Here is a 22649-nt window from a genome sequence, read left to right as displayed (position 1 = left end):
CGCAGGACGCGCCTTGTCATGGTTCTATTCTGGAGAGTGAATGTGATACGTCAAAAAGGCTTTACCTTGATCGAATTGCTCATCGTCGTGGCAATTATCGGCATCCTGGCCACCATTGGCCTGCCCATGTACACCACGCACCAGGCCAAGGCCAAATTCACGGCCGGGCTGGCTGAAATCAGCGCGTTGAAGGCCGGCTACGAAGATACCTTCAACCAGGGGACCGTTCCCACCGTCGCCTTGATCGGCGGCACCAGCCCCACCGCCAACTGCAGGATCGACGTGACAGGCGACGTTGCCACCGGCGTCGGCTCCATCAGTTGCGAAATACTCGATGCCCCGGCGCCGGTGCTGGGCAAGAGCATTACACTGACACGCAGCGCCACCGAAGGCTGGAAGTGCGTGACCACCGCCGAGGCGAAATACGTCGCCAAAGGGTGTGGCGTCACAGGGGCATAAGCGTGTTATTAACCCGCACTCAGCGCGACAGCCTGTTTCTGATTGCCACAGCGTGCCTGCTGGCGCTGGGCATCTGTGCGCCATTCAGCGGGCATGATCTGCAACGGGGCACGCAGATTGGCCTGGGGCTGTGCGCAGTGGTGTACGGGTTGTCGGTGTCTTCACCCGAGTGGTCGGTGAATCGGCCTGCCGCCGTAGGCCTGGCCCTGATTATGGTGTTGGGTTTGCTGTCTTCGGCCTTCGCGCATCAGCCTCTGTGGGCACTCACTGAAATGGCGCTGTTCATCTGCAGTGGGGCGATTGCGCTGGCGGTCATTTCGCTCAGGCGCAATGGTGGTGAGTCGATCGACAGCGCGCTGATGTTGATCGTGCTGATGTTGTGCGTGATCAAGTCAGTCCAGTACATGTATGCGGTGATACTCGCGTTCGGCAGTGGTCAGCGCTTGCTCAACCTTGACCTGCTGCTGTCCGGGTTTTCCAACAAGCGCTTCTACGGCCAATTCCAGACCTTCACCTTGCCACTGCTGGCGCTGCCCCTGCTGATCGCCAGGGGCACGCGCCCGGCACGCGCGGCCGTGTTGGCGTTGTTGTGCGTCTGGTGGTTGATTGCAATCAGCGGCGGCACCCGCGGTACATGGCTCGGCATGGCAGCCGCTGCGGCTGTGCTGATGTGGCTCGGCCCCTGGGGGCGGCGCTGGGTGGCCTGGCAATTGGCGGGTGTGTGCGGTGGCCTGTTGTTGTACGGCTGTCTGTTCATGCTGGTGGCGCACCATTCCGGCAACGAGATTATCAGTGCCGCCGGTGACCGTCTCACCACATCGCTGTCGGGTCGTGGCCCGATCTGGTGGCAGGGCTGGCAGATGATTGCCGAGCGCCCATGGTTGGGCTTCGGCCCCATGCATTTTGCCGATGTGGCCAACCCCATCGCTGCCCACCCTCACCAGGCCATCCTGCAATGGGCCAGTGAATGGGGTGTGCCGTCGGCGCTGTGCGTGGCGATTCTGGCAGGCTGGGGCGGCTGGGCGACTGTTGGCCTGATCCGTGAGCGTGCCTTGGTTGCCACGCGTGCCGATCTTCTGCGGTTATGCCTGTTTGCGGCGCTGGTCGGCGCGTTGACGCAGTCCATGGTCGATGGCGTGATCGTGATGCCCAACTCGCAGGTGTGGCTGGCGCTGGTGGTGGGCTGGCTGATGGCGCTGCATGTGCCCAGAAGCCCTGAGCCTGTTGCTCTGCCTCTGGCTGCTGGCGTGTGGAGGATGACAAGTGTGCTCGCCGTGGGGCTGTTGCTATATGTGGTGATCCGCGACGTTCCGCATCTTGAGCAAGCCAGGCAAAGCTATCTGGACGGGCGTGGTGATCATCTGCAGCCGCGCTTCTGGGCTCAGGGCGTAATTGCGCTGCCAAAGCCCCGAGTCGACGGCTTTTAAACGTCCCGATAGTACTTGGCCGGTATGCCAAACCATACCTGGTTGTCAGGCACATCCTTGCGCACCTGAGAGCACGCACCAATCTCGGCATTTTCCCCAATGGTCACAGACGGCATGATCACGACGCTGGCGCCGAAGCGTGAGCCTTTCTTGAGCGTGCCCACGCATTTTTCGTCATTTTTGGTCAGGTCGGGCGTGTCAGTGACCACGAATGCATATTTCATCACCACATCATCTTCAACAATGGTGTTGGCGGAAAGTGTGCCGCGACTGCCCATCAGTACACGGTTACCTAGCTGACAGTTGTCTCGAATTTCACAGTAGGAGGTGAATGAACAGTCATCCCCAATCACTGCATTCCGACCGATTTTCGTATAGGTGCCGATTCTTGTACGCCTGCCGATTCTGGCGCCTTTGAGCACCATGGCGTAGTCTTCGATCACCGCGCCTTCCTTGATTTCAACATCATCTTCAATGATGCAGAAGCGGCCGATCACAACATCGTCGCCTATTACAGCCTTGTCTGAAACGATTGAGTAATTGTTCATTTCGATACTTTTAGTTTTCCAATGATTTTGGGACACCTGACAGATCGTCAGTTGCCGACTTCACCGTTTTGGCTGGCATACCCATCACTAAAAGTCCGGGCTCCTCGATGTGTTTAACCACCACCGCTCCGGCGCCAACCACCGTGCGCTCGGCTATGCGCGTCTGTGGTCTTACGATAGCACCTGATCCAAGAAAGCACTGGTTGCCCAGTGTGACGTTGCCGGCAATCGATACGTTATTGGCAAAGTGACACTCGTCGCCGATCAGTGAGCCATGACCAATCTTGCTGCCGTGTGCGATCACGCAGCCCTGACCAATGGTGGTTGTTTCGTTGACCGAGCCACGTACCACAGTCACATCGGTACCCAGGAATGTGCCCTGCCTGATTCGGGTGTAGCCAATCTGCGGCTGAATCACTCTTCGGCGCGTAACCGGGTCCCAGATCCAGGCCACCCCCGTTGCGCCGACAGTGGAGTGCGATTCAATGGTGACATCTTCTTCGATGGTGCTTCCACGCATTACGGTGACATGGGAGTGAAGGTTGGCACCGGCCTTCACAACACAATCCTCCAGTACGCAGAAAGGTCCTATGTATGCCGCGGGGTCAACGTCGCAATCCTCGCCAATAACGGCAGTAGGGTGGATGCCCTGAAGTTTTTTTCGGTCTGCCACCATGGCTTCCATCAGGCGATAAAACACCAACTGTGGATGCTCGACCTGCAGTATTACATTGGCTTCCCCGCACAAATCGGTTTCTTCGCGCAGGACTATTGAGCGAGTTATCGGCGGCGGATCACCAATGCCCGGCGATAAAAAATAAATTCCGCCTGGCTCGACCTGACGCAGGCTCTTGAATGCAAAGGCGCTTTGCGCAGCTGTGCCGTGGGAGACGAAGGCAACACCCATTTGCCGAAGCTGGTGCTGAACCTGCGCAAGCGAGAAGGTTTTCGGGGGGGCGGGCAAATGCATTCTCCACATGGGGATGTTGGCTCGATCGTTACTCATGAAACGGCAGGCAGTCAACGAACGAATGAGGTTTCTGCAGTCACCTTCTGAGGGTGGCGATCTTTCGGCAGAGTGCCTATTATCGTTCAGCGTGTCGGGCTGAGCGTCCGCTGCGCGAAATGTCTCAACGGCAACATTGTTTTCAGCTGATCCAAGAATGGTTCTGAAGGCCAGACGAGCAGGTATTTACGCCCGCTCTTTCGTATCTGCGCAACCTTGATGACCCAGATGCATCCCCATTCCCAGATCTGAGAGAACACCATGACCACGACTGAAGTGACCCAGGAAGCCCGGCACGAAGAAGCCCTCGAAAAATACCTTGAGGACACGCCGCAGCTCAAAGAAGAGATCAAGGACCTGAGCGCTGATGATCAGCGCGACCAGATCCAGTGGGCATTCGAGGATGAGGCCGAGAGCCAGAGTCTCCAGCCTTGGGAACTGACCCTCAAGTACACCTCGACACCGGAAGAGTTCGAGAACGCACGCCTGGCCCTGCACAAAGAGGCGGCCGAGGTGCTGGGTGTCGAATGGGACGAATACTGCGAGATGAACAACCTGGTCGTCTGAACGCGAACCTGTGCGGGAGCGAGTGTGCTCGCTCCCGCACTAAAACAGGCGTCAGATACTCAGTCGCATCGACAGATCCACTGCCTTCACATCCTTGGTCATCGCACCAATCGAAATGTAGTCCACCCCGGTTTCGGCGATGGGCAGCAAGGTGCTTTCGTTGATTCCGCCGCTGGCCTCAAGCCTGGCCCTGCCGCCGTTCAGGCGCACCGCTTCGCGCATGTCGTCCAGGCTCAATTCATCGAGCATGATGATATCGGCTCCCGCGTCGAGTGCTTCGCGCAGTTCATCCAGGCTTTCCACTTCGATTTCCACCGGCTTGCCCGGCGCGATCCTGTGCGCGGCAGTAACCGCCTGGGCAATGCCGCCGCAGGCCGCGATGTGGTTTTCCTTGATCAGGAAGGCGTCGTACAAACCGATGCGGTGGTTATGACAGCCGCCGCAGGTCACCGCGTATTTCTGCGCCAGGCGCAGGCCCGGCAGGGTTTTGCGTGTGTCGAGCAACTTGACCTGGGTGCTGGCGACGAAGTCCGCCAAGTACTGGGCACGCGTGGCAACGCCTGACAGCAGTTGCAGAAAATTCAGAGCGCACCGTTCACCGCTGAGCAGCGAGCGGGCAGGGCCTTCCAGGTGGAACAGCGCCTGATCGGGGCTGACACGCTCGCCATCGACCACCTGCCAATGCACGGCGACCCGCGGGTCCAGTTGGCGAAACACGGCATCCACCCAAGCCGTGCCACTGATAACCGCCGCGTCGCGCGTGATGATCGTGGCTTTCGCCAGCCGTTCAGCCGGGATCAACTGCGCGGTGATGTCGCCACTGCCGATGTCTTCCAGCAGTGCGCGGCGCACGTTGGCTTCGATTTCGGCGGTGAGGTCGGCAAGACGGAGATTCGGCATAACAGGCTCCACAAACAATGTGCGCCGATTATAGGGGCACTGCGTGGCCGAACCCACCGCCACCTGCTCTTTTGCCGGTGAATCTCAGAGTTTGCTGGCGTAGCGCCCCCTGTTTGCAAGATAATCCCGCGCCTTGCAATTGGCGTCATAGCTTTGACGTCCGGGTGATAATCGGATATCGGCGGCGCCCGCCTGATCGTCCACCGCCGTTTCAGGAGGCCAGGATGCACAATGACGGAAAGGTGGTGCCCATCAACAGGGCACAGGCTACGCCATCGCCGCTCGCGCGCCTGCCAGTGGTGTTGCTGCAGGTTCGCGACAAGGCTGCCCAACAGTTGCAGCAGGGCTTGCAGGAGCTGTTTGATAACGCCGACGACACTTTGTTCGAAATGGCCGACAAGGCCCGCAGTAACGCCGATCACCATATCTTTTTCGAGGCCATGCGCGACCTTCGGCTCAAGCGCAAGAACTTCGAACGCGTCTTCATGGAACAGCTGTTCCAGGCCTTCGCCCATCTCGGCCAGACGGGCAGCGGTGAGCTGAACATGGTGCCGGTGGTGTCCTACGATTCGCTGCCAGGCACTACCGACGATGCCCGCGAAAAAGCCGTGGCGCTTGATGCGATGCTCGGCCGGGTGCGGCACCGCGATGGTTTGGCCCTGGGGCAATTGACCGCCCGTATGAACGCGCTGCTTGGCAAGCAACTGGACGAGCGCGAAAACCCCTTGGGCCCGGCCCTGTTGTGCGAGTTTTTCCTGCGCGCCGGGCGCAGTCTCGGCGTGGAAATCCGCGTCAAGCTGATCATGCTCAAGCTGTTTGAGAAATACGTGCTCAGCGACACCGACCTGTTGTACGGCGAGGCCAATCAGTTGCTGATGGCGACCGGCGTTTTACCCGAACTCAAGAGCGCGCCTTCCCGTCGTCGTGCTGGATGCGTGGCGAGCGAGCCTGCACCGCCAGGCACTGGCCAGGCCCTGGATGAAAACAGCCAGCAGGACTTCGCCGCGCTTCAGCAACTGCTCGCCGCCGTGCGTGGCAGTGTGGCGCCCACTCTGGAAGCCAGCGCCGAACCGCAGCCGATTGCCACCCGCGACCTGCTGCGTCTGCTTTCCCATCTGCAGCAATACGTCCCGCAACCCCAGGCGGAGGACGACGTTGACCTGCGTAACCAGCTCGAACAATTATTGACCCGCTTCAGCGTCAAGAGCGGCAAGTCCCGTGTGGTGGAGGGCGTCGACGAAGACGTGATCAACCTGATCGCCCTGCTGTTCGAATTCATGCTCAATGATCCTGCGGTGCCTGAAGCTTTCAAGGCGTTGATTGCGCGTTTGCAGATTCCATTGCTGAAGGTGGCGTTGCTGGACAAGCGCCTTTTCAGTTGCGCCAGTCATCCCGCGCGGCAGTTGCTCAATGAAATCGCCACCTCGGTCCTGGGCTGGAACCCGTGCGAGGATTACCAGCGCGACAGCCTGTACCTGCGCATCGAACAGGTCGTGCAGTGCCTGCTCAATGAATACGTTGAGGACCCGGCGATTTTCTCCCGGTTGTTGATGCCGTTCAGCGCATCGTGCGTTGAGGAGCAGCGGCGCAGCGAGTTGATTGAGCAACACACCCGTGACGCTGAAGACGGGCGCATGCGTGCCGATGCAGCACGTCAGCGTGTGGCTGACGTGCTCAACCGCCGGCTGCTGGGCAAGGTGTTGCCGCTGGCCGTGGTGCAGTTTCTGCAACAGGCCTGGAGCCAGGTGTTGTTATTGGTCAGCCTCAAGCATGGTGAACAGTCGGTGCAGTGGCAGGCGGGGCTGCGCACCATGGACGAGTTGATCTGGAGCGTCAGCCTGCAGCACGACACCGAGGCCGGTCGGCATCTGCTGGAGCAACTGCCGGGGTTGCTCAAGGCATTGCGTGACGGCTTGACCAGCGCATCGTTCGATCCGTTCAGCACGCGTGATTTCTTTGTGCGCCTGCAGACGCTGCATCTGCAACCGGCCGCGGGTGCCGAGGCGCTGATTGAGGTGCGCGAGCCCTTTGCACTCGGCCCCGGTGCAGTCGATGCCACCGAAGGCCTTCCGGCGGACGACCCTGATCTGCTCAAGGCGTTGCAGTTGCGAATCGGTGGCTGGATCGAGTTGCAGGATGAGCGGCCAGCCCCCCTGCGCTGCAAGCTGCTGGCGATCATGGCACCTGTCGGCAGCTACGTGTTCGTCAACCGCTCGGGGCTCAAGGTCATGGAGAAAAGCGTCGGCCAACTGGCGTTGGCGTTCAAGCATGACGCGCTGCGCCTGCTGGATGATGGCCCGCTGTTTGAGCGTGCGTTGACTGCGGTGACCGGCAAGCTGCGCCAACTCAATCGCGGCAAGTGATCGCAACGCCGGGGTGGAACGCGGCATACTGGTCACACTCAGTCACGTTCACTTCGTCACGTTCAAGGATCCTGCATGCAACTGGACCCCGCCAGTGGTTGGTGCAAGGGCATTCGTCACTGCCCTTCGCCCAACTTCAACGAGCGCCCCTCAGGCGAAATCTCACTGTTGGTGGTGCATAACATCAGTTTGCCGCCGGGGCAGTTCGGCACCGGCAAGGTGCAGGAATTTTTTCAGAATTGCCTGGATGTCACGGAACATCCCTACTTTGAGGGGATTGCCGACCTACGGGTGTCCGCGCACTTTCTGATTGAGCGCGACGGCGCAGTCACGCAGTTTGTGTCTTGTCTCGACCGGGCCTGGCATGCTGGCGTTTCCCGATTCGAGGGGCGTGAGACGTGCAATGACTTTTCCCTGGGTATCGAGCTGGAAGGCACAGACGACCTGGTGTACACCGATGCCCAGTACGCGTCGCTGATCAAGCTGACACATCAGTTGCTGGCGGCTTACACGGGTATCACGCCTCAACGCATCCGTGGTCACAGTGATATCGCGCCGGGACGCAAGACCGACCCCGGTCCGGCTTTTGATTGGGCGCGCTTTCGCAGCGCTCTGCAGGAAGGAGGGCATACACAATGAGTTTCCTGGTGTTGGTACTGGCGGTATGGATCGAGAAGTTCTCGGCCTTGCGCCAGCGGTTGCAGCGCGATGGTGGTTGGCTGCGTGAGCTGGCCAGGCTGGAAGCGAGTCCGCGCATGGGCAAGCAGCCCTGGCTGGTGCTGGCGGTGCTGGTGCTGGTGCCGGTCGCGTTGCTGGCGTTGTTGTTGCTGGTACTGGAACCGGTAGCCTATGGTTTGCTGGCATTGCCGGTGCACTTGCTGGTGCTGATTTACAGCCTCGGGCGTGGCGATCTGCTCGCGGCGCTCGGGCCGTTTCGTGACGCCTGGCGGCGCGGCGATTTGCAGGCCGCCGAACATGTGGCCGAGCGCGATCTGAACGTCGGCGCCGACAATGGCGAGCAACTGCTGGAACGGGTTCAGGGCCACCTGCTGTGGCAGGCCTACCAGAGCTTTTTTGCAGTAATTTTCTGGTACTTCCTTTTGGGGCCCGTCGCAGCCCTGGCCTATCGCCTGCTGGCCCTGGCCAGTGAGCACAGCCAGAACCCCCAGGTGGCCGAGCGTGCCGGGCAACTGCGGCATGCGTTTGACTGGGTGCCAGTGCGCCTGCTGGCAGCAAGTTTTGCCTTGGTGGGCAACTTCGTCGCGGTTGGCCGGGTGATGCTTCACGAGCTGCTGAGCTGGGACATCAGCGCTGCACAGCTGGTGGAAAAGGTCGGCTTGGTTGCCGCCGAAATCCCACCGCCGGCCGTGGGGGCAGAAGGCATCAACAGCCTGGACCGACTGTGGGAATTGCTGCTGCGCGCCGCCGTGCTGTGGTATGCCGGCTTTGCCATCTGGACCGTATTGCCTTGATCAATGGCCTCATTGCTGTGGCAAGCGCGCTTGCCACGGGGGCTCTGTTTGCTGCGTGACAACGCCAGGTCGAAGGCTTGGCGGTGCTTTCCATATTTTGTATGTGAGAGAAGGTTGTAAGGTGTTTCGTTCGCGGTTGTGGTGCATATCCTGATTTCCTCGCGTGGCGCTTTTGCTGACGTGGATGAGTGAGAATTCATATCATTCACTCACGTTCCAATGGAGGCACGGCGATGACCGCTGCAATCGGCATCAAGGGGCACTGCGCTCATTGCGACATCACCTTTGAGCTCAAGCCTTGGCAAATGAACGCCATCGCCATCCAGGAGCCCTTCGACTGCCCCTACTGCCAGCGCATCCTGCATCTGAGTTGCCCCAGGCAGTTGCGCCGGTTCAAGGCTCTGGATCACTGGGCGCTGGTACGGCCGGGCATGATTGTGTTGACCTGCGCCACGCTGATCGCGGCGCTGGTGGCGCAATGGGTCGGGTTCATCGGCCTCATCGAGCAACTGAACCTGTCATTGGCCGTGGTGCTGGTGCATTTTCTGGTGTTGCGTTATGTCCGTCACCGGCAGCGGATGATTCTGGCGCTGCAAGTGGTCAGCCCGGCCCAGGTGCTACCAATTGAACAGCTCGCGCGCATTGCGTGTGCTCGTCTCAGCCAGCACTAGAGGGCTGATGCCCATGCGTTCGGCCAGTGCCGTGCAGATGGCGGGCAAGTGCTGTGGGCTGTTGCGCTGGCCTGGGTACATGGCCGGCGCCATATCCGGCGAATCTGTCTCCAGTACCACCGCCTCCAGTGGCAGTTGAGCAAGCACCCTGTGCATGCGCAGGGCCTGGGGCCAGGTGGCGGCACCCCCCAGGCCGAGTTTGAAGCCCAGCTTGATGTATTCGCGGGCTTCTTCCAGGCTGCCGGCAAACGCGTGGATGATACCGCCCCGTGACAGGCGTATGCGCTTGAGCGTGGCGATAACGCAGGCATGGCTGCGGCGCACATGCACCAGCGCCGGCAACTTGAAGTCTTCGGCCAACTTCAACTGGCCTTCGAACAGCGGTTGCTGGCGCTCACGGTCCAGCATCTGGAGAAAGTAATCCAGGCCAATCTCACCCACGGCGCACAGTTGCCGATGGCCGTGCAGGCGCGTCAGCCAGTCGCCGAGTTCAGTCAGGTCGGCAGGGCGATGTTGCTCGAGGTACACAGGGTGCAGGCCGAAGGCGGCGAACAGGCCTTCATCTGTCTGCACCAGCTCCCACACGCGCTGCCAGTTCTGCCGATACACCCCGAGCACCACCATGCGTTGCACGCCAAGCTGTCGGCTATGGGCGAGGACCTCACGGCGGTCGCTGTCGAAGTCCGGGAAGTCGAGGTGGGTGTGGGTGTCGATCAGCTCCACGCTCAGACCTCGTGAATGCGCTGCTTGAAAGTGCGGCCAATGGCGTGCACGCCGGGCTGGTAATGTTCTTCTTCGATGGCGGCCAGGGCCAGGCGCAGCGCCGCGTCGGCAATCAGCTGATGTTGCTGGGCCATGGCATTGACCGGCAGCGGCAGGAAGTCCAGCAGTTGCGTGTCACCAAAGGTGCCCAGACGCAGCGGTTGCGACTTGAGCGGGTAATCGTGCAGCGCATCGAACACGCCTTGCAACAATACGTAGGAGGTTGTCACCAGCGCGTCAGGCAAATGCCCCAATCGCTGCAGTAATTGCTCCATCAACTGTCGGCCGCATTCACGGCTGAAGGCTTCGCCCTGTTCGATGATCACGTCGCCGGTAAAATCCCGCAGCGCCTGGTGAAAGCCTGCGGCGCGCTCCTGGCTGATGCTCAGTTCGGGCCGCGCGCCAATCAGCGCGATCTGACCGGGCAGCGGTTGCAGCAGGCTGCTGGTCAGTTGCTGGCACGCCTGACGGTCGTCGCTGACCACCGAACAGAACTGCCCGGCCTCCATGACCCGGTCGATGGCAATCACCGGCAGGCCCTTGGCTTGCAGCTCGCGGTAACTGTCATCGCTGGCCGGCAGGCAACTGGCAACGAACAGCGCGTCGCAGCGCCGCGCACGAAACAGTTGCAGCAACTGACGCTCGCTGTCGGCGTCATCGTCGGAGCTGGCGATCAACAATTGATAGCCACGCGCCCGCGCACCTTGTTCCAGTAGCTTGGCGATGCGTGCGTAACTGGGGTTTTCCAGGTCCGGCAGGATAAAGCCCAGGGTGCGCGTATGCCGACTGCGCAGCCCGGCGGCCTGTGGGTTGGGGGTAAAACCATGGGCTTGCACCACGGCACGCACCCGCTCGACCGTTGCACTGCTGATGCGTTGTTGTTCGGCCTTGCCGTTGATGACATAGCTGGCGGTGGTCACGGACACACCGGCCAAACGTGCGATATCGCTGAGTTTCAAAGCGGGATTTCCTTGTTTTTTGGAGCTTGCCCCGACATTTTGTCCAATCGTAACCGATTCCTGCATGCGACCAATGTCCAAGCTCAAGTGCCCAATGGTCCTTCAAGCTTGCGCAATTAACGCGTAATCTGCCATAAATTCTAGATTAAACGTTTCAGCCAGCGTATTTTTACGACGTTCGCGACTGACTGGCTACTGCCAATTGACCATCAGCCGTTTAGTTCCTGAAACACGCTTACACTGTTTTATTCAAAACAATACCTAGTGCGTTGCGCGCACTAACTAGGAGATCGGCATGCTTGAGCTCACTGTAGAGCAGATATCCATGGGCCAATTGGCCGTGGATAAATCTGCTGCCTTGCAACTGCTCGCTGACACACTGGTGACCGACGGCCTGGTCGCCGAGGGCTACCTCAGTGGCCTGCAAGCCCGTGAAGCCCAAGGCTCGACCTTTCTCGGCCAGGGCATCGCCATCCCCCACGGCACCCCGGAAACCCGCGACCAGGTATTTTCCACCGGCGTGCGTCTGCTGCAGTTCCCCGAAGGGGTGGACTGGGGCGACGGCCAGATCGTCTACCTGGCGATCGGCATTGCCGCCAAGTCCGATGAACACCTGCGCCTGCTGCAGCTCTTGACCCGCGCCCTCGGTGAAACCGACCTGGGCCAGGCGCTGCGCCGTGCCGAGAGCGCCGAAGCGCTGTTGAAACTGTTGCAAGGCGCGCCGCAGGAACTGGCGCTGGACGCCCAGATGATCAGCCTGGGCGTGTCCGCCGATGATTTTGAAGAACTGGTATGGCGCGGCGCACGTCTGCTGCGTCAAGCTGACTGTGTGAGCAATGGTTTCGCTGCCGTGCTGCAGCAGGTCGACGCGCTCCCCCTGGGCGATGGCCTGTGGTGGCTGCACAGCGAGCAAACGGTGAAGCGCCCGGGCCTGGCGTTCGTCACCCCGGACAAACCCATGCGCTACCTCGGCCAGCCGCTCAATGGCCTGTTCTGCCTGGCGAGTCTGGGCGAAGCGCATCAGGCCTTGCTCGAACGCCTGTGCGCCTTGTTGATCGAAGGACGCGGCCAGGAATTGGGGCGCGCCACCAGCAGCCGCGCGGTGCTCGAAGTGCTCGGCGGCGAACTGCCGCCAGACTGGCCCAGCGCGCGGGTCACCCTGGCCAACGCCCACGGCCTGCACGCGCGCCCGGCGAAGATCCTGGCGCAATTGGCGAAAAGCTTTGACGGCGATATTCGCCTGCGCATCGTCGATGGGCCGGTGGGCGCCGTGTCGGCAAAAAGCCTGAGCAAGCTGCTCAGCCTCGGCGCGCGTCGCGGCCAGGTGCTGGAGTTTGTCGCCGAACCGACCATTGCTGGCGACGCCTTGCCCGCCCTGTTGGCCGCCGTCGAGCAGGGCCTTGGCGAAGAGATCGAACCGCTGCCGACCGTGAGCGAACAGCCCGCGCCTGTCGAGATCGAACCCATCATCAGTGCGCCGCTTGCCGGCAGCCAGAGCCAGGCGATCGCCGCCGCGCCGGGCATCGCCATCGGGCCTGCGCATATTCAAGTGCAGCAGGTGTTTGATTACCCGCTGCGCGGCGAATCCTGTGCCATTGAGCGCCAGCGTCTGCAGGACGCGCTGGCCGATGTGCGCGGTGAAATTCAGGGCCTGATCGAGCGCAGTCAGGCCAAGGCGATCCGCGAGATTTTCATCACCCACCAGGAAATGCTCGACGACCCGGAACTCACCGATGACGTCGACACCCGCCTCAAGCAGGGCGAGAGTGCGCAGGCGGCGTGGATGAGCGTGATCGAGAGCGCCGCCAAACAGCAGGAGTCGCTGCAGGACGCCTTGCTCGCCGAGCGCGCCGCCGACCTGCGTGACATCGGCCGCCGTGTGCTGGCGCAACTGTGCGGCGTCGAGAGCGCCCAGGAGCCGAGCGAGCCTTACATTCTGGTGATGGACGAGGTCGGCCCTTCGGACGTCGCGCGCCTGGACCCGGCCCGCGTGGCCGGCATCCTCACCGCCCGCGGTGGCGCTACGGCCCACAGCGCCATCGTCGCCCGTGCCCTCGGGATTCCCGCGTTGGTCGGCGCCGGGCCGGCCGTGTTGCTGCTGGCTGCCGGCACGCCGTTGCTGCTTGATGGTCAGCGCGGTCGCCTGCATGTCGACCCCGATGCCGCCACGCTGCAGCGTGCCACCGTGGAGCGCGACACCCGCGAGCAACGCCTGCAAGCCGCCTCGGCCCAGCGCCACGAGCCGGCCTGCACCCGCGACGGACATGCGGTGGAAGTGTTCGCCAATATCGGCGAAAGCGCCGGCGTGGCCAGCGCGGTGGAGCAGGGCGCCGAAGGTATCGGCCTGCTACGCACCGAGCTGATTTTCATGGCCCACTCCCAGGCGCCGGACGAAGCCACTCAGGAAGCCGAATACCGTCGCGTGCTGGATGGACTCGACGGTCGCCCACTGGTGGTACGCACCCTGGATGTGGGCGGCGACAAACCGCTGCCTTATTGGCCGATTGCCGAGGAAGAAAACCCCTTCCTTGGCGTGCGCGGCATCCGTCTGACCCTGCAACGCCCGCAGATCATGGAAGCGCAGCTGCGCGCGCTGTTGCGTTCGGCGGATAACCGTCCGCTGCGCATCATGTTCCCCATGGTCGGCAGCGTCGATGAGTGGCGCGCGGCCCGCGACATGACCGAGCGCCTGCGCCTGGAAATCCCGGTGGCCGACTTGCAGTTGGGCATCATGATCGAAGTGCCGTCGGCCGCGCTGCTGGCGCCGGTGCTCGCCAAGGAAGTCGACTTCTTCAGCGTCGGCACCAACGACCTCACCCAGTACACCCTGGCCATCGACCGTGGCCACCCGACGTTGTCCGCCCAGGCCGATGGCCTGCACCCCGCCGTTTTGCAATTGATCGACATCACCGTGCGCGCGGCCCATGCCCATGGCAAATGGGTGGGGGTGTGCGGCGAGCTGGCCGCCGACCCGTTGGCCGTGCCGGTACTGGTGGGCCTGGGGGTGGACGAGTTGAGCGTGTCGGCCCGCAGCATTCCCGAAGTGAAAGCGCGGGTACGCGAATTCAGCCTGAGCGAGGCCCAAAGCCTGGCGCAAAAATCATTGGCGGTGGGTTCACCCGCCGAAGTGCGAGCCTTAGTGGAGGCCGTGTAAATGGCGAAGATTCTGACCCTGACGCTGAACCCGGCGTTGGACCTCACGGTGCGCCTGCCGCGCCTGGAAGCGGGGGAGGTCAACCGCAGCGAAAACATGCTCACCCACGCGGCGGGCAAGGGCGTGAACGTCGCCCAGGTGCTCGCCGATCTGGGCCATCAACTGAGCGTGAGCGGCTTTCTCGGCGACGCCAACCCCCAGGCCTTCGATGCGCTGATCGCCCACCGTGGGTTCGGCGACGCATTCGTGCGCGTGCCGGGCGAAACCCGCAGCAATATCAAGATTGCCGAACACAACGGCCGCGTGACTGACATCAATGCCCCGGGCCCGCTGGTGAGTGAGCAGGCGCAAACGCAACTGCTCAAGCTGCTGGCAGAGATCGGCCCCCGGTTCGACGCGGTAGTGGTTGCCGGCAGCTTGCCGCGCGGCGTCAGCCCGCAGTGGTTTCAGGCGTTGCTGGAGATGCTCAGGGCGCAAGGTGTGAAAGTCGCTCTGGACACCAGCGGCGAAGCCCTGCGTGCAGGCCTCCAGGCGGGCCCATGGCTGGTCAAGCCCAATACCGAAGAGCTGGCCGAAGCCTTGGGCAATGCCCCGGATGCCATCAGCCGTTTGCACCAGATGGGGGTAGAACATGTGGTGGTTTCCGACGGGGCTGCGGGCGTGAGCTGGTACAGCTCCGGTGCAACCCTGCACGCCACGCCGCCCAGCGTAACCGTGGCCAGTACCGTGGGCGCCGGCGACTCGCTGCTGGCCGGAATGCTCCACGGCCTGCTCAGTGGCGATACGCCGGAACAGACCCTGGGCCGCGCCACGGCGATTGCCGCGATGGCGGTGACGCAGGTCGGTTTCGGCATCGGCGACCACGCACAGCTGGACATTTTGCAGAGCGGCGTCCAAGTGCGCGCGCTGACAGAACAATAAGAGGGTTTGTCATGAAATTAGCCATTGTTACCGCCTGCCCGAACGGCATGGTCACCAGTGTGCTGTGCGCTCGCTTGCTGGACGCCGCCGCGCAGCGCCAGGGGTGGAGCACCAGCGTCGAAGTGATCGATGTGCAACACCCTGAACGTCAGTTGTCCGAAGCGACCCTCAACGATGCCGAGTGGGTGTTGCTGGTCAGCAGCACGCCGGTGGACATGCAACGGTTCATCGGCAAGCGCGTGTTCCAGAGCACGCCAGCCCAGGCGCTGGCCGATGTCGAAGCGGTGTTGCGCCGTGGGGCCGAAGAGGCTCAGGTGTACGTCGCCACGCAGGACGCGGCCACTCAGGCGCCGCGTATCGTCGCGATCACTGCCTGCCCAACGGGCGTGGCGCACACCTTCATGGCTGCTGAAGCCTTGCAACAGACGGCCAAGCGCCTGGGTTACGACCTGCAGGTCGAGACTCAGGGCTCGGTCGGCGCACGCACACCCTTGAGCCCGCAGGCCATCGCCGAGGCCGACGTAGTGTTGTTGGCGGCCGATATCGAAGTCGCCACCGAGCGCTTCGCCGGCAAGAAGATCTACCGCTGCGGCACCGGCATCGCCCTCAAGCAATCGGAAGCGACCCTCAACAAGGCGCTGGCCGAAGGCGTGGTGGAAAGCGCCGCCAGCGGCGCGGTGGCCAAACAGGAAAAAACCGGGGTCTACAAGCACCTGCTCACCGGCGTGTCGTTCATGTTGCCGATGGTGGTGGCGGGCGGCTTGCTGATCGCCTTGTCCTTCGTATTCGGCATCCATGCCTTCGAAGAAAAGGGCACCCTGGCGGCGGCGCTCAAGAGCGTCGGCGACCAGGCTTTCATGCTGATGGTGCCGTTGCTCGCAGGCTATATCGCCTACTCGATTGCCGACCGTCCCGGCATCGCGCCCGGCATGATCGGCGGCCTGTTGGCCGGCACCCTGGGGGCGGGATTCATCGGCGGGATTTTCGCCGGTTTCCTCGCCGGTTACTGCGTCAAGCTGATCACCCGCGCGGTGAAGTTGCCCCAGAGCCTGGAAGCGCTCAAGCCGATCCTGATCATTCCGCTGCTGGCCAGCCTGTTCACTGGTCTGGCGATGATTTACCTCGTGGGCCCGCCCGTGGCGCGGCTGCTGACCGGCCTCACGGACTTTCTCAGCACCATGGGCACCACCAACGCCGTGCTGCTCGGCATCCTGCTCGGCGGCATGATGTGCGTCGACCTGGGCGGTCCGATCAACAAGGCCGCGTATGCGTTCTCGGTCGGTCTGCTGGCGGCTTCCAGCGGCGCACCGATGGCCGCGACGATGGCCGCCGGCATGGTGCCGCCAATCGGCATGGGCATCGCCACCTTCCTGGCGCGGCGCAAGTTTGCCCAGACCGAACGCGAGGCCGGCAAGGCGGCGATGATTCTGGGCATGTGCTTCATCTCTGAAGGCGCGATTCCCTTTGCGGCCAAGGACCCGCTGCGGGTGATCCCGGCCAGCATTGCTGGCGGCGCGTTGACCGGCGCGCTGTCGATGTACTTCGGCTGCAAACTGGCCGCGCCCCATGGTGGGTTGTTCGTGCTGATCATTCCGAATGCGATGAATCACGCGCTGCTGTATTTGCTGGCGATTGTGGCCGGCAGTGTGGTGACCGGTGTCGTGTATGCGCTGATCAAACGCCCGGAGGCGGTCGAGCTGGCAGTCGCGCCCGCCTAGAAGATACGGCAGGGAAGCTTTATGTGGGAGGGGGGCTTGCTCCCACATTCAGCGCTTTATTGGCTGTAAGGTCGGTGTCATATCGGCATGGTTTAGTGGCCTCTTTGATACCCAGAGGGCACCCGCATGAGCCACTTCGATCTCGGCCGTCGCCGCGTGATGCAAGTCGTCGGCGCCGGCCTGTTGCTGCCCGGCCTGGCGCCCGCGGTGATCGCGTCGGTCAAGGACCGGCCGCAGCTCACCGATGGTGTGCAGTCCGGCGACCTGCTGGGCGACCGCGCGATGATCTGGAGCCGCAGCGACCGCCGCGCGCGCATGGTGGTGGAGTGGGACACCCGCAGCGTGTTCAGCAACCCGCGCCGGTTTGTCTCGCCGCTGGCCGACAGCCGCAGCGACTTCACCGCCCGCGTCGAACTCACCGGCCTGCCGGTCGACCAGGCGATTTTCTACCGCGTGCATTTCGAGGACGCCCAGAGCGGCGTCGCCAGCGAACCGTGGTTTGGCCACCTGCGCAGCGTGCCGCAGCAACGCCGCGACATTCGCTTTGTGTGGAGCGGCGACACCGTCGGCCAAGGCTTCGGCATCAACCCGGACATCGGCGGCATGCGCATCTACGAAGCCATGCGCCTGCGCCTGCCGGACTTCTTTATCCACAGCGGCGACACCATCTACGCCGACGGCCCGGTGCCGGCGCAACTACCCACCGAAGGCGGCCGCATCTGGCGCAACCTCACCACCGAGTCCAAGAGCAAGGTCGCTGAAACCCTCGACGACTATCGCGGCAATTATCGCTACAACCTGCTGGACGAAAACGTGCGGCGCTTTAACGCCGAGGTGCCGCAGATCTGGCAGTGGGACGACCACGAAGTGGTGAACAACTGGTCGCCCGGCAAGCAGCTCGACGAGCGTTACAAGGTCAAGGACATCAACACCCTGGTCGGCCGCGCGCGTCAGGCTTGGCTGGAATATTCGCCGATGCGCAGGCAAAGCGCCGACGGCGGCGGGCGGATCTATCGCAAGCTCGGTTACGGGCCGTTGCTGGATGTATTCGTGCTCGACATGCGCAGCTATCGCGGCCCCAACGATGACAACCTGGGTGGCGACAAACCGTTTCTGGGGCGTGAACAACTGGACTGGCTCAAGCGCGAACTCAAGGCCTCGACGGCCCAATGGAAAGTCATTGCCGCCGACATGCCCATCGGCCTCGGCGTGCCCGATGGTGAAGTCAGCCCCGGCGTGCCACGCTGGGAAGCCATCGCCAACAACGACCCTGGCCCGGCGCAGGGCCGCGAACTGGAAATCGCCGAACTGCTCGGGTTTCTGCGGGCGCAGCAGGTGCGCAACCATGTGTGGCTGACGGCGGATGTGCATTATTGCGCCGCGCATCATTACCACCCGGACCGCGCGGCGTTTCAGGATTTTGAACCGTTCTGGGAGTTTGTCGCCGGGCCCTTGAATGCGGGAAGTTTTGGACCTAATCCACTGGACAAGACCTTTGGCCCCGAGGTGGTGTTCGAGAAGGCGCCGCCAGCGCAGAACACCTCACCGTTTGCCGGGTTTCAGTTTTTTGGTGAGGTGCAAATTGATGGGCAGACGGCGGAGTTGACGGTGGTTTTGCGGGATCTGGATGGGGCTTCTGTGTTTGAGCAGAGGTTGCAGCCTGTTTGATGCAGGGGCAGAATCAAAAGCAGTGTGATATCCATCAGACCAATGCAGATCCAAATGTGGGAGGGGGCTTGCTCCCGATGGCTGAGTGTCAGTCAGCTTATGGGTAGCTGACCCACTGCCATCGGGAGCAAGCCCCCTCCCACACTTTGCACAGCGTTCGGCACATCAATACACATCCCGCCGATAACGTCCTTGCTCAATCAAGCGCTCCACGGCCTCACTGCCCAGTATGTCCGCCAGCGCCTGATCCACGCCCGTCGCCATCCCTCGCAAACTCCCGCACACATAGATCGCCGCGCCTTCGGCCAGCCATTTGCGCAGCACGTCGGCCGATTCGCGCAGGCGGTCCTGTACGTAGATTTTGTCTGCCTGGTCGCGGGAAAACGCCAGCTCCAGTAGCGCCAGGTCACCACTGGTCAGCCAGCCTTGCAGCTCATCCTGGCAGAGGAAGTCATGCTGGCGCGTGCGCTCGCCAAACAGCAGCCAGTTGCGCTGTTGGCCCTCGGCGATGCGCGCTTTGAGCAAGCTGCGCAGGCCGGCGAGGCCGGTGCCGTTGCCCAGCAGGATCAGCGGCACCGGTACGTCGGGCAGGTGGAAGCCGCTGTTGCGGCGCAGACGCAGGCGGATTGCCGAGCCGATGGCGGCGTGTTCGGTGAGCCAGCCGGAACCCAGGCCCAGGCTGCCGTCGGGGTGGCGTTCCTGGCGCACGATCAGTTCCAGCACGCCGTCGCTGGCAATCGAGGCGATGGAATACTCGCGCATGCCCAGCGGCACCAGTGCATCCACCAGTGCCTGGGCGTGCAGGCCGACCATGTGCGCAAGTTTGGCTGGCAACTGGCGTGTGGTCAGCGCTTGGGCGAGTGGTTGCGGCAGGCCGTCGATCAGCACGTCTTCGCTGCCGTTCAGGCCCAGGCCCTGGAGGAATTGTTCGATGGAGGCCTGGCCATTGCACGGCAGGATTTCCACCAGGTCACCGGCCAGCCAGCCTTGGGGTGACGCTGAAGTCAAACCCAGCAGATACACCGGCGCGCTCGCACTGTCGCGGTTCAGCAGCGTGCGCTGGCTCAGCGTCCACTGTTCATACTGCGCCACCGGCCAGGCCGCTGGTGGCGCCTGCCCGGTGAGTTGGCCCAGTTGTTGTTGCCAGTCGAGCAGGGCGGCAGTGTCGCCGCTGTCGACTTCCACCGGGGCGAACAGCGGGTTGCCGCCCTGTTGAGTCAGCCAGAACTGCAGGCGCCGCGCAAAGCCGCAGAAGTGTGGGTACTGGCGATCACCCAGGGCCAGCACCGCGTAGTTCAAGCCCGTGAGGGACACGTCCTGGCCCAGCACGCCGCGCTCGAAACCACGAGCATTGTCGGGGGCTTCACCGTCGCCGAAGGTGCTGACCACGAACAGCGCGTTTTGCGCCTGGCTCAACGCATCCCGGCTGACACTGCCCAGTGGTTGCACCTTCACCGGCAGGCCGGCTGCCTGCAGTTGCCCCGCGGTTTGCCAGGCCAGTTGTTCGGCAAAGCCGCTCTGACTGGCGAAGCCGACCAGCCAGGCCGGTGCCTGGCTTTGGTGGGTTGCCAGGCCGCTGCGGGCCTCGCGCACCTGGCGTTTTTTGCGGCGGCGGTCGAGGTACAGCAGCCAGCCGGTAATAAAGAACAGCGGCATGCACAGCGCGCTGACAGTGAGGATGACCCGCCCCACGATGCCGAAGTAGCTGCCGGTGTGCAGCGCATAAATGCTGGTCAGCAGCTGCGATTTGAGGCTTTTGCCGGCGTAGCGGTCATGGGATTTGACCTCGCCGGTGGCCGGGTCGAGATTGATCTGGTTCAGTGCGCGGTCATGGGACGCGTTGCGCAGCAGGTAATACACGATGGCCGGCTGCCCGGCGACAGTCGGCATGCGGATGTTGTAGGCGCTCAAGCCGGGGCCGGCGTTGCTGTAGATGCTGCTCCAGATCGCGTCGTAATCGGCCATAGGCAGGGCTTCGGCAGGCGCCGGGTTACGCGTGCGTACCCGTTCGTTCTGTGGCGCGTCGGACAGCAGTTGGGTCAGGCCCTTGTTGTACCAGTCGTAGGACCAGTAGAGGCCGGTGAGCGCCGACAACAGATAGAACAGCAGGCACCAGGTGCCGAACACCGAGTGCAGGTCCCAGTTGAAGCTGCGGCCCTTTTTGCGCCAGTCCAGGGTCAGCCAGGCGCGCCAGTTCGTCACCTGGCGCGGCCAGCGCAGGTACAGGCCGGACAGGCAGAAGAACAGCAGGATCAGCGTGCAGGCGCCGGTGATCTGCCGCCCGGTCTCACCCATGGCGAGGAAGCGGTGCACTTGCAGGATAAAGCCGAACAGCTCCTGGCCCACCGCGTCGCCCATGTAGTCGCCGGTGTAAGGGTCGAAGTAGCGCATCTGGCCACGTCGCTCACCCGGTGGCGCGCTGAAGAACACCCGTGCCGCGTTGCCGCTGTCGCTTTCCACCCACAGCATCGCCACGGTCTTGCCTTCGGTGGCCTCCAGCTTGCGCACCAGTTCGGCGGGTGGCAGTACGCCGGCTTCGCGTTTTTTGACCGTCAATACGCTGGGGTTGAGCGCCCTGAGGATTTCATCCTGAAACGACACCGCTGCCCCGGTAATCCCCATCAGGGCCAGCACCAGTCCGGCCGTGATGCCGAAGAACCAGTGCAACTGGAACAGGGGTTTCTTCAACACGTCGTACGGCCTCGCAGAGCAGGGATAGGGATTGACGGCGCGCATTATGCCTCGGGTTGTCGAGAAACATTCCTTCTTACATGCAAAAAGCCCACGACAAGGCGTGGGCTTTTTGATCGGGCAGCGGTTACACGTAGAACGATTTCAATGGCGGAAAGCCGTTGAATTCAACCGCGCTGTAGCTGGTGGTGTAGGCGCCGGTCGACAGCCAGTACAGGCGATCACCGATGGCCAGGTTCAGCGGCAGGCCGTACTTGTAGTTTTCGTACATGATGTCGGCGCTGTCGCAGGTGGGGCCGGCGATGACCACTTCTTCCATCTCGCCTTTCTTCTCGGTCCAGATCGGGAACTTGATGGCTTCGTCCATGGTTTCGATCAGGCCGGAGAATTTGCCCACGTCGGTGTACACCCAACGCTCGACGGCGGTGCGCGATTTACGTGCCACCAGTACCACTTCACTGACCAGGATACCGGCGTTGGCGATCAACGAACGGCCGGGTTCGAGGATGATTTCCGGCAATTCGTCGCCGAAGTCTTCCTTGAGGAAGCGGATGATTTCTTCGGCGTAGGTTTCCAGGCTGTTGGTGCGGGTGATGTAGTTGGCCGGGAAGCCGCCGCCCATGTTGATCAGCTTGAGGTGGATGCCGTCTTCTTCCTTCAGGCGTTCGAAGATCACCTTGACCTTGGCGATGGCCGCGTCCCACACGCTGATGTCGCGCTGCTGCGAACCGACGTGGAAGGAGATGCCGTAAGGCACCAGGCCCAGGTCACGGGCAAGGATCAGCAGGTCCATGGCCATGTCGGTCTGGCAGCCGAATTTGCGCGACAAAGGCCAGTCGGCCGTGGTCGAGCCTTCGGTGAGGATGCGCACGTACACTTTCGAGCCCGGTGCGGCCTTGGCGATGTTGCGCAGGTCGGCTTCGGAGTCGGTGGAGAACAGGCGCACGCCTTTCTCGTAGAAGTAGCGGATGTCTTTGGATTTCTTGATGGTGTTGCCGTAGCTGATACGGTCGGCGCTGACGCCGCGGTCCATGACCTTGTCCAGCTCGTAGATCGAGGCGATATCGAAGCTCGAACCCTTGTCTTTCAACAGGTCGATAATCTCGACGGCAGGGTTGGCCTTGACGGCGTAATAGACTTTGGCGAATTCGAAACCGGCGCGCAGGTCATCGTAGGCCTGGCTGATCATCGCGGTGTCGATCACCACGAACGGGGTTTCCTGTTTGTCGGCGAACGCCTTCATTTTGTCAAAGGTGGCGCGCGCGAAATAATCTTCGACGTTGATCGACATGCTGGGAACTCCTAAGGGCAAACTGTAGTAATCAATGGGTGCAAATGAACGTCCTCCGTATCCCCACTTTGG

18 protein-coding genes are annotated in these 22649 nt (G+C 62.3%); 11 read left to right on the top strand and 7 right to left on the bottom strand.

The window, feature by feature from the left end; genetic code table 11:
- Positions 1 to 45 precede the first annotated feature (45 nt).
- Positions 46 to 459, top strand: a complete 414-nt coding sequence (locus tag TU79_RS04770) for a pilin (RefSeq protein ID WP_057007065.1) — start codon at positions 46 to 48, stop codon at positions 457 to 459.
- 2 nt (positions 460 to 461) lie between these two features.
- A complete protein-coding gene (locus TU79_RS04765; RefSeq protein ID WP_057006945.1) occupies positions 462 to 1886 on the top strand; it encodes an O-antigen ligase family protein in 1425 nt (474 codons plus the stop codon).
- Here TU79_RS04765 and TU79_RS04760 read toward each other — a convergent pair.
- Positions 1883 to 2434, bottom strand: coding sequence for an LbetaH domain-containing protein (locus TU79_RS04760; protein ID WP_057006944.1), 552 nt, complete (start codon positions 2432 to 2434; stop codon positions 1883 to 1885). The genes TU79_RS04765 and TU79_RS04760 overlap by 4 nt on opposite strands.
- 10 nt (positions 2435 to 2444) lie before the next feature.
- On the bottom strand, positions 2445 to 3440 hold the full coding sequence (locus TU79_RS04755; protein WP_169793779.1) for a hypothetical protein: 996 nt from the start codon (positions 3438 to 3440) through the stop codon (positions 2445 to 2447).
- A 261-nt stretch (positions 3441 to 3701) separates the two neighbouring features.
- On the opposite strand from TU79_RS04755, the gene TU79_RS04750 reads away from it, so the two are divergent.
- On the top strand, positions 3702 to 4007 hold the full coding sequence (locus tag TU79_RS04750; protein ID WP_057006943.1) for a DUF6388 family protein: 306 nt from the start codon (positions 3702 to 3704) through the stop codon (positions 4005 to 4007).
- 51 nt (positions 4008 to 4058) lie between these two features.
- Here the strand turns inward: TU79_RS04750 and nadC are convergent, their stop codons facing one another.
- Positions 4059 to 4907, bottom strand: a complete 849-nt coding sequence (gene nadC, locus TU79_RS04745) for a carboxylating nicotinate-nucleotide diphosphorylase (RefSeq protein WP_057006942.1) — start codon at positions 4905 to 4907, stop codon at positions 4059 to 4061.
- Positions 4908 to 5131: 224 nt separating this feature from the next.
- Between nadC and TU79_RS04740 the strand changes: the two genes are divergently transcribed.
- The 4 genes from TU79_RS04740 (at position 5132) to TU79_RS04725 (ending at position 9413) form a co-directional block, all read left to right on the top strand.
- The gene (locus tag TU79_RS04740; protein WP_057006941.1) at positions 5132 to 7270 is read left to right on the top strand and encodes a DUF1631 domain-containing protein; all 2139 of its coding nucleotides are present in this window, start codon (positions 5132 to 5134) and stop codon (positions 7268 to 7270) included.
- A 75-nt stretch (positions 7271 to 7345) separates the two neighbouring features.
- On the top strand, positions 7346 to 7909 hold the full coding sequence (ampD, locus tag TU79_RS04735; protein ID WP_057006940.1) for a 1,6-anhydro-N-acetylmuramyl-L-alanine amidase AmpD: 564 nt from the start codon (positions 7346 to 7348) through the stop codon (positions 7907 to 7909).
- Complete coding sequence (gene ampE / locus TU79_RS04730; RefSeq protein WP_057006939.1) at positions 7906 to 8742, top strand: regulatory signaling modulator protein AmpE; 837 nt, start codon at positions 7906 to 7908, stop codon at positions 8740 to 8742. Before ampD ends, ampE begins: the two co-directional genes overlap by 4 nt.
- A 233-nt stretch (positions 8743 to 8975) precedes the next feature.
- Positions 8976 to 9413 (top strand): hypothetical protein, encoded by a 438-nt coding sequence (locus TU79_RS04725; protein ID WP_057006938.1) that lies wholly within the window; start codon positions 8976 to 8978, stop codon positions 9411 to 9413.
- Here TU79_RS04725 and TU79_RS04720 read toward each other — a convergent pair.
- Together TU79_RS04720 and cra are read right to left on the bottom strand one after the other, a co-directional pair.
- Positions 9360 to 10136 carry a TatD family hydrolase gene (locus tag TU79_RS04720; protein ID WP_057006937.1) on the bottom strand — a complete coding sequence of 259 codons (777 nt, stop codon included), beginning with the start codon at positions 10134 to 10136 and terminating at the stop codon, positions 9360 to 9362. The genes TU79_RS04725 and TU79_RS04720 overlap by 54 nt on opposite strands.
- A 2-nt stretch (positions 10137 to 10138) precedes the next feature.
- Positions 10139 to 11134: a catabolite repressor/activator gene (gene cra / locus TU79_RS04715; protein ID WP_057006936.1), complete on the bottom strand. Its 996-nt coding sequence runs from the start codon at positions 11132 to 11134 to the stop codon at positions 10139 to 10141.
- A 295-nt stretch (positions 11135 to 11429) separates the two neighbouring features.
- Here cra and ptsP point away from each other — a divergent pair, with 295 nt between their 5' ends.
- The 4 genes from ptsP (at position 11430) to TU79_RS04695 (ending at position 18595) form a co-directional block, all read left to right on the top strand.
- A complete protein-coding gene (ptsP, locus tag TU79_RS04710) occupies positions 11430 to 14288 on the top strand; it encodes a phosphoenolpyruvate--protein phosphotransferase (protein ID WP_057006935.1) in 2859 nt (952 codons plus the stop codon).
- Positions 14289 to 15209 (top strand): 1-phosphofructokinase, encoded by a 921-nt coding sequence (gene pfkB / locus TU79_RS04705; RefSeq protein WP_057006934.1) that lies wholly within the window; start codon positions 14289 to 14291, stop codon positions 15207 to 15209.
- An 11-nt stretch (positions 15210 to 15220) separates the two neighbouring features.
- Positions 15221 to 16927, top strand: a complete 1707-nt coding sequence (locus TU79_RS04700) for a PTS fructose-like transporter subunit IIB (protein WP_057006933.1) — start codon at positions 15221 to 15223, stop codon at positions 16925 to 16927.
- A 126-nt stretch (positions 16928 to 17053) separates the two neighbouring features.
- Positions 17054 to 18595: an alkaline phosphatase D family protein gene (locus tag TU79_RS04695; protein WP_057006932.1), complete on the top strand. Its 1542-nt coding sequence runs from the start codon at positions 17054 to 17056 to the stop codon at positions 18593 to 18595.
- 165 nt (positions 18596 to 18760) lie between these two features.
- Here TU79_RS04695 and TU79_RS04690 read toward each other — a convergent pair whose 3' ends face one another.
- Entirely contained in the window at positions 18761 to 21286 is a 2526-nt protein-coding gene (locus TU79_RS04690; RefSeq protein WP_057007063.1) for a PepSY domain-containing protein, read from the bottom strand.
- 127 nt (positions 21287 to 21413) lie between these two features.
- Positions 21414 to 22577, bottom strand: coding sequence for a type III PLP-dependent enzyme (locus TU79_RS04685; protein WP_032861941.1), 1164 nt, complete (start codon positions 22575 to 22577; stop codon positions 21414 to 21416).
- Positions 22578 to 22649 lie beyond the last annotated feature (72 nt).

It is taken from the genome of Pseudomonas trivialis (assembly GCF_001439805.1).
GTDB lineage: Bacteria > Pseudomonadota > Gammaproteobacteria > Pseudomonadales > Pseudomonadaceae > Aquipseudomonas > Aquipseudomonas trivialis.
The sequence above is the reverse complement of the archived record's forward strand: the minus strand, read 5'-3'. Positions and strand labels throughout refer to the sequence as shown.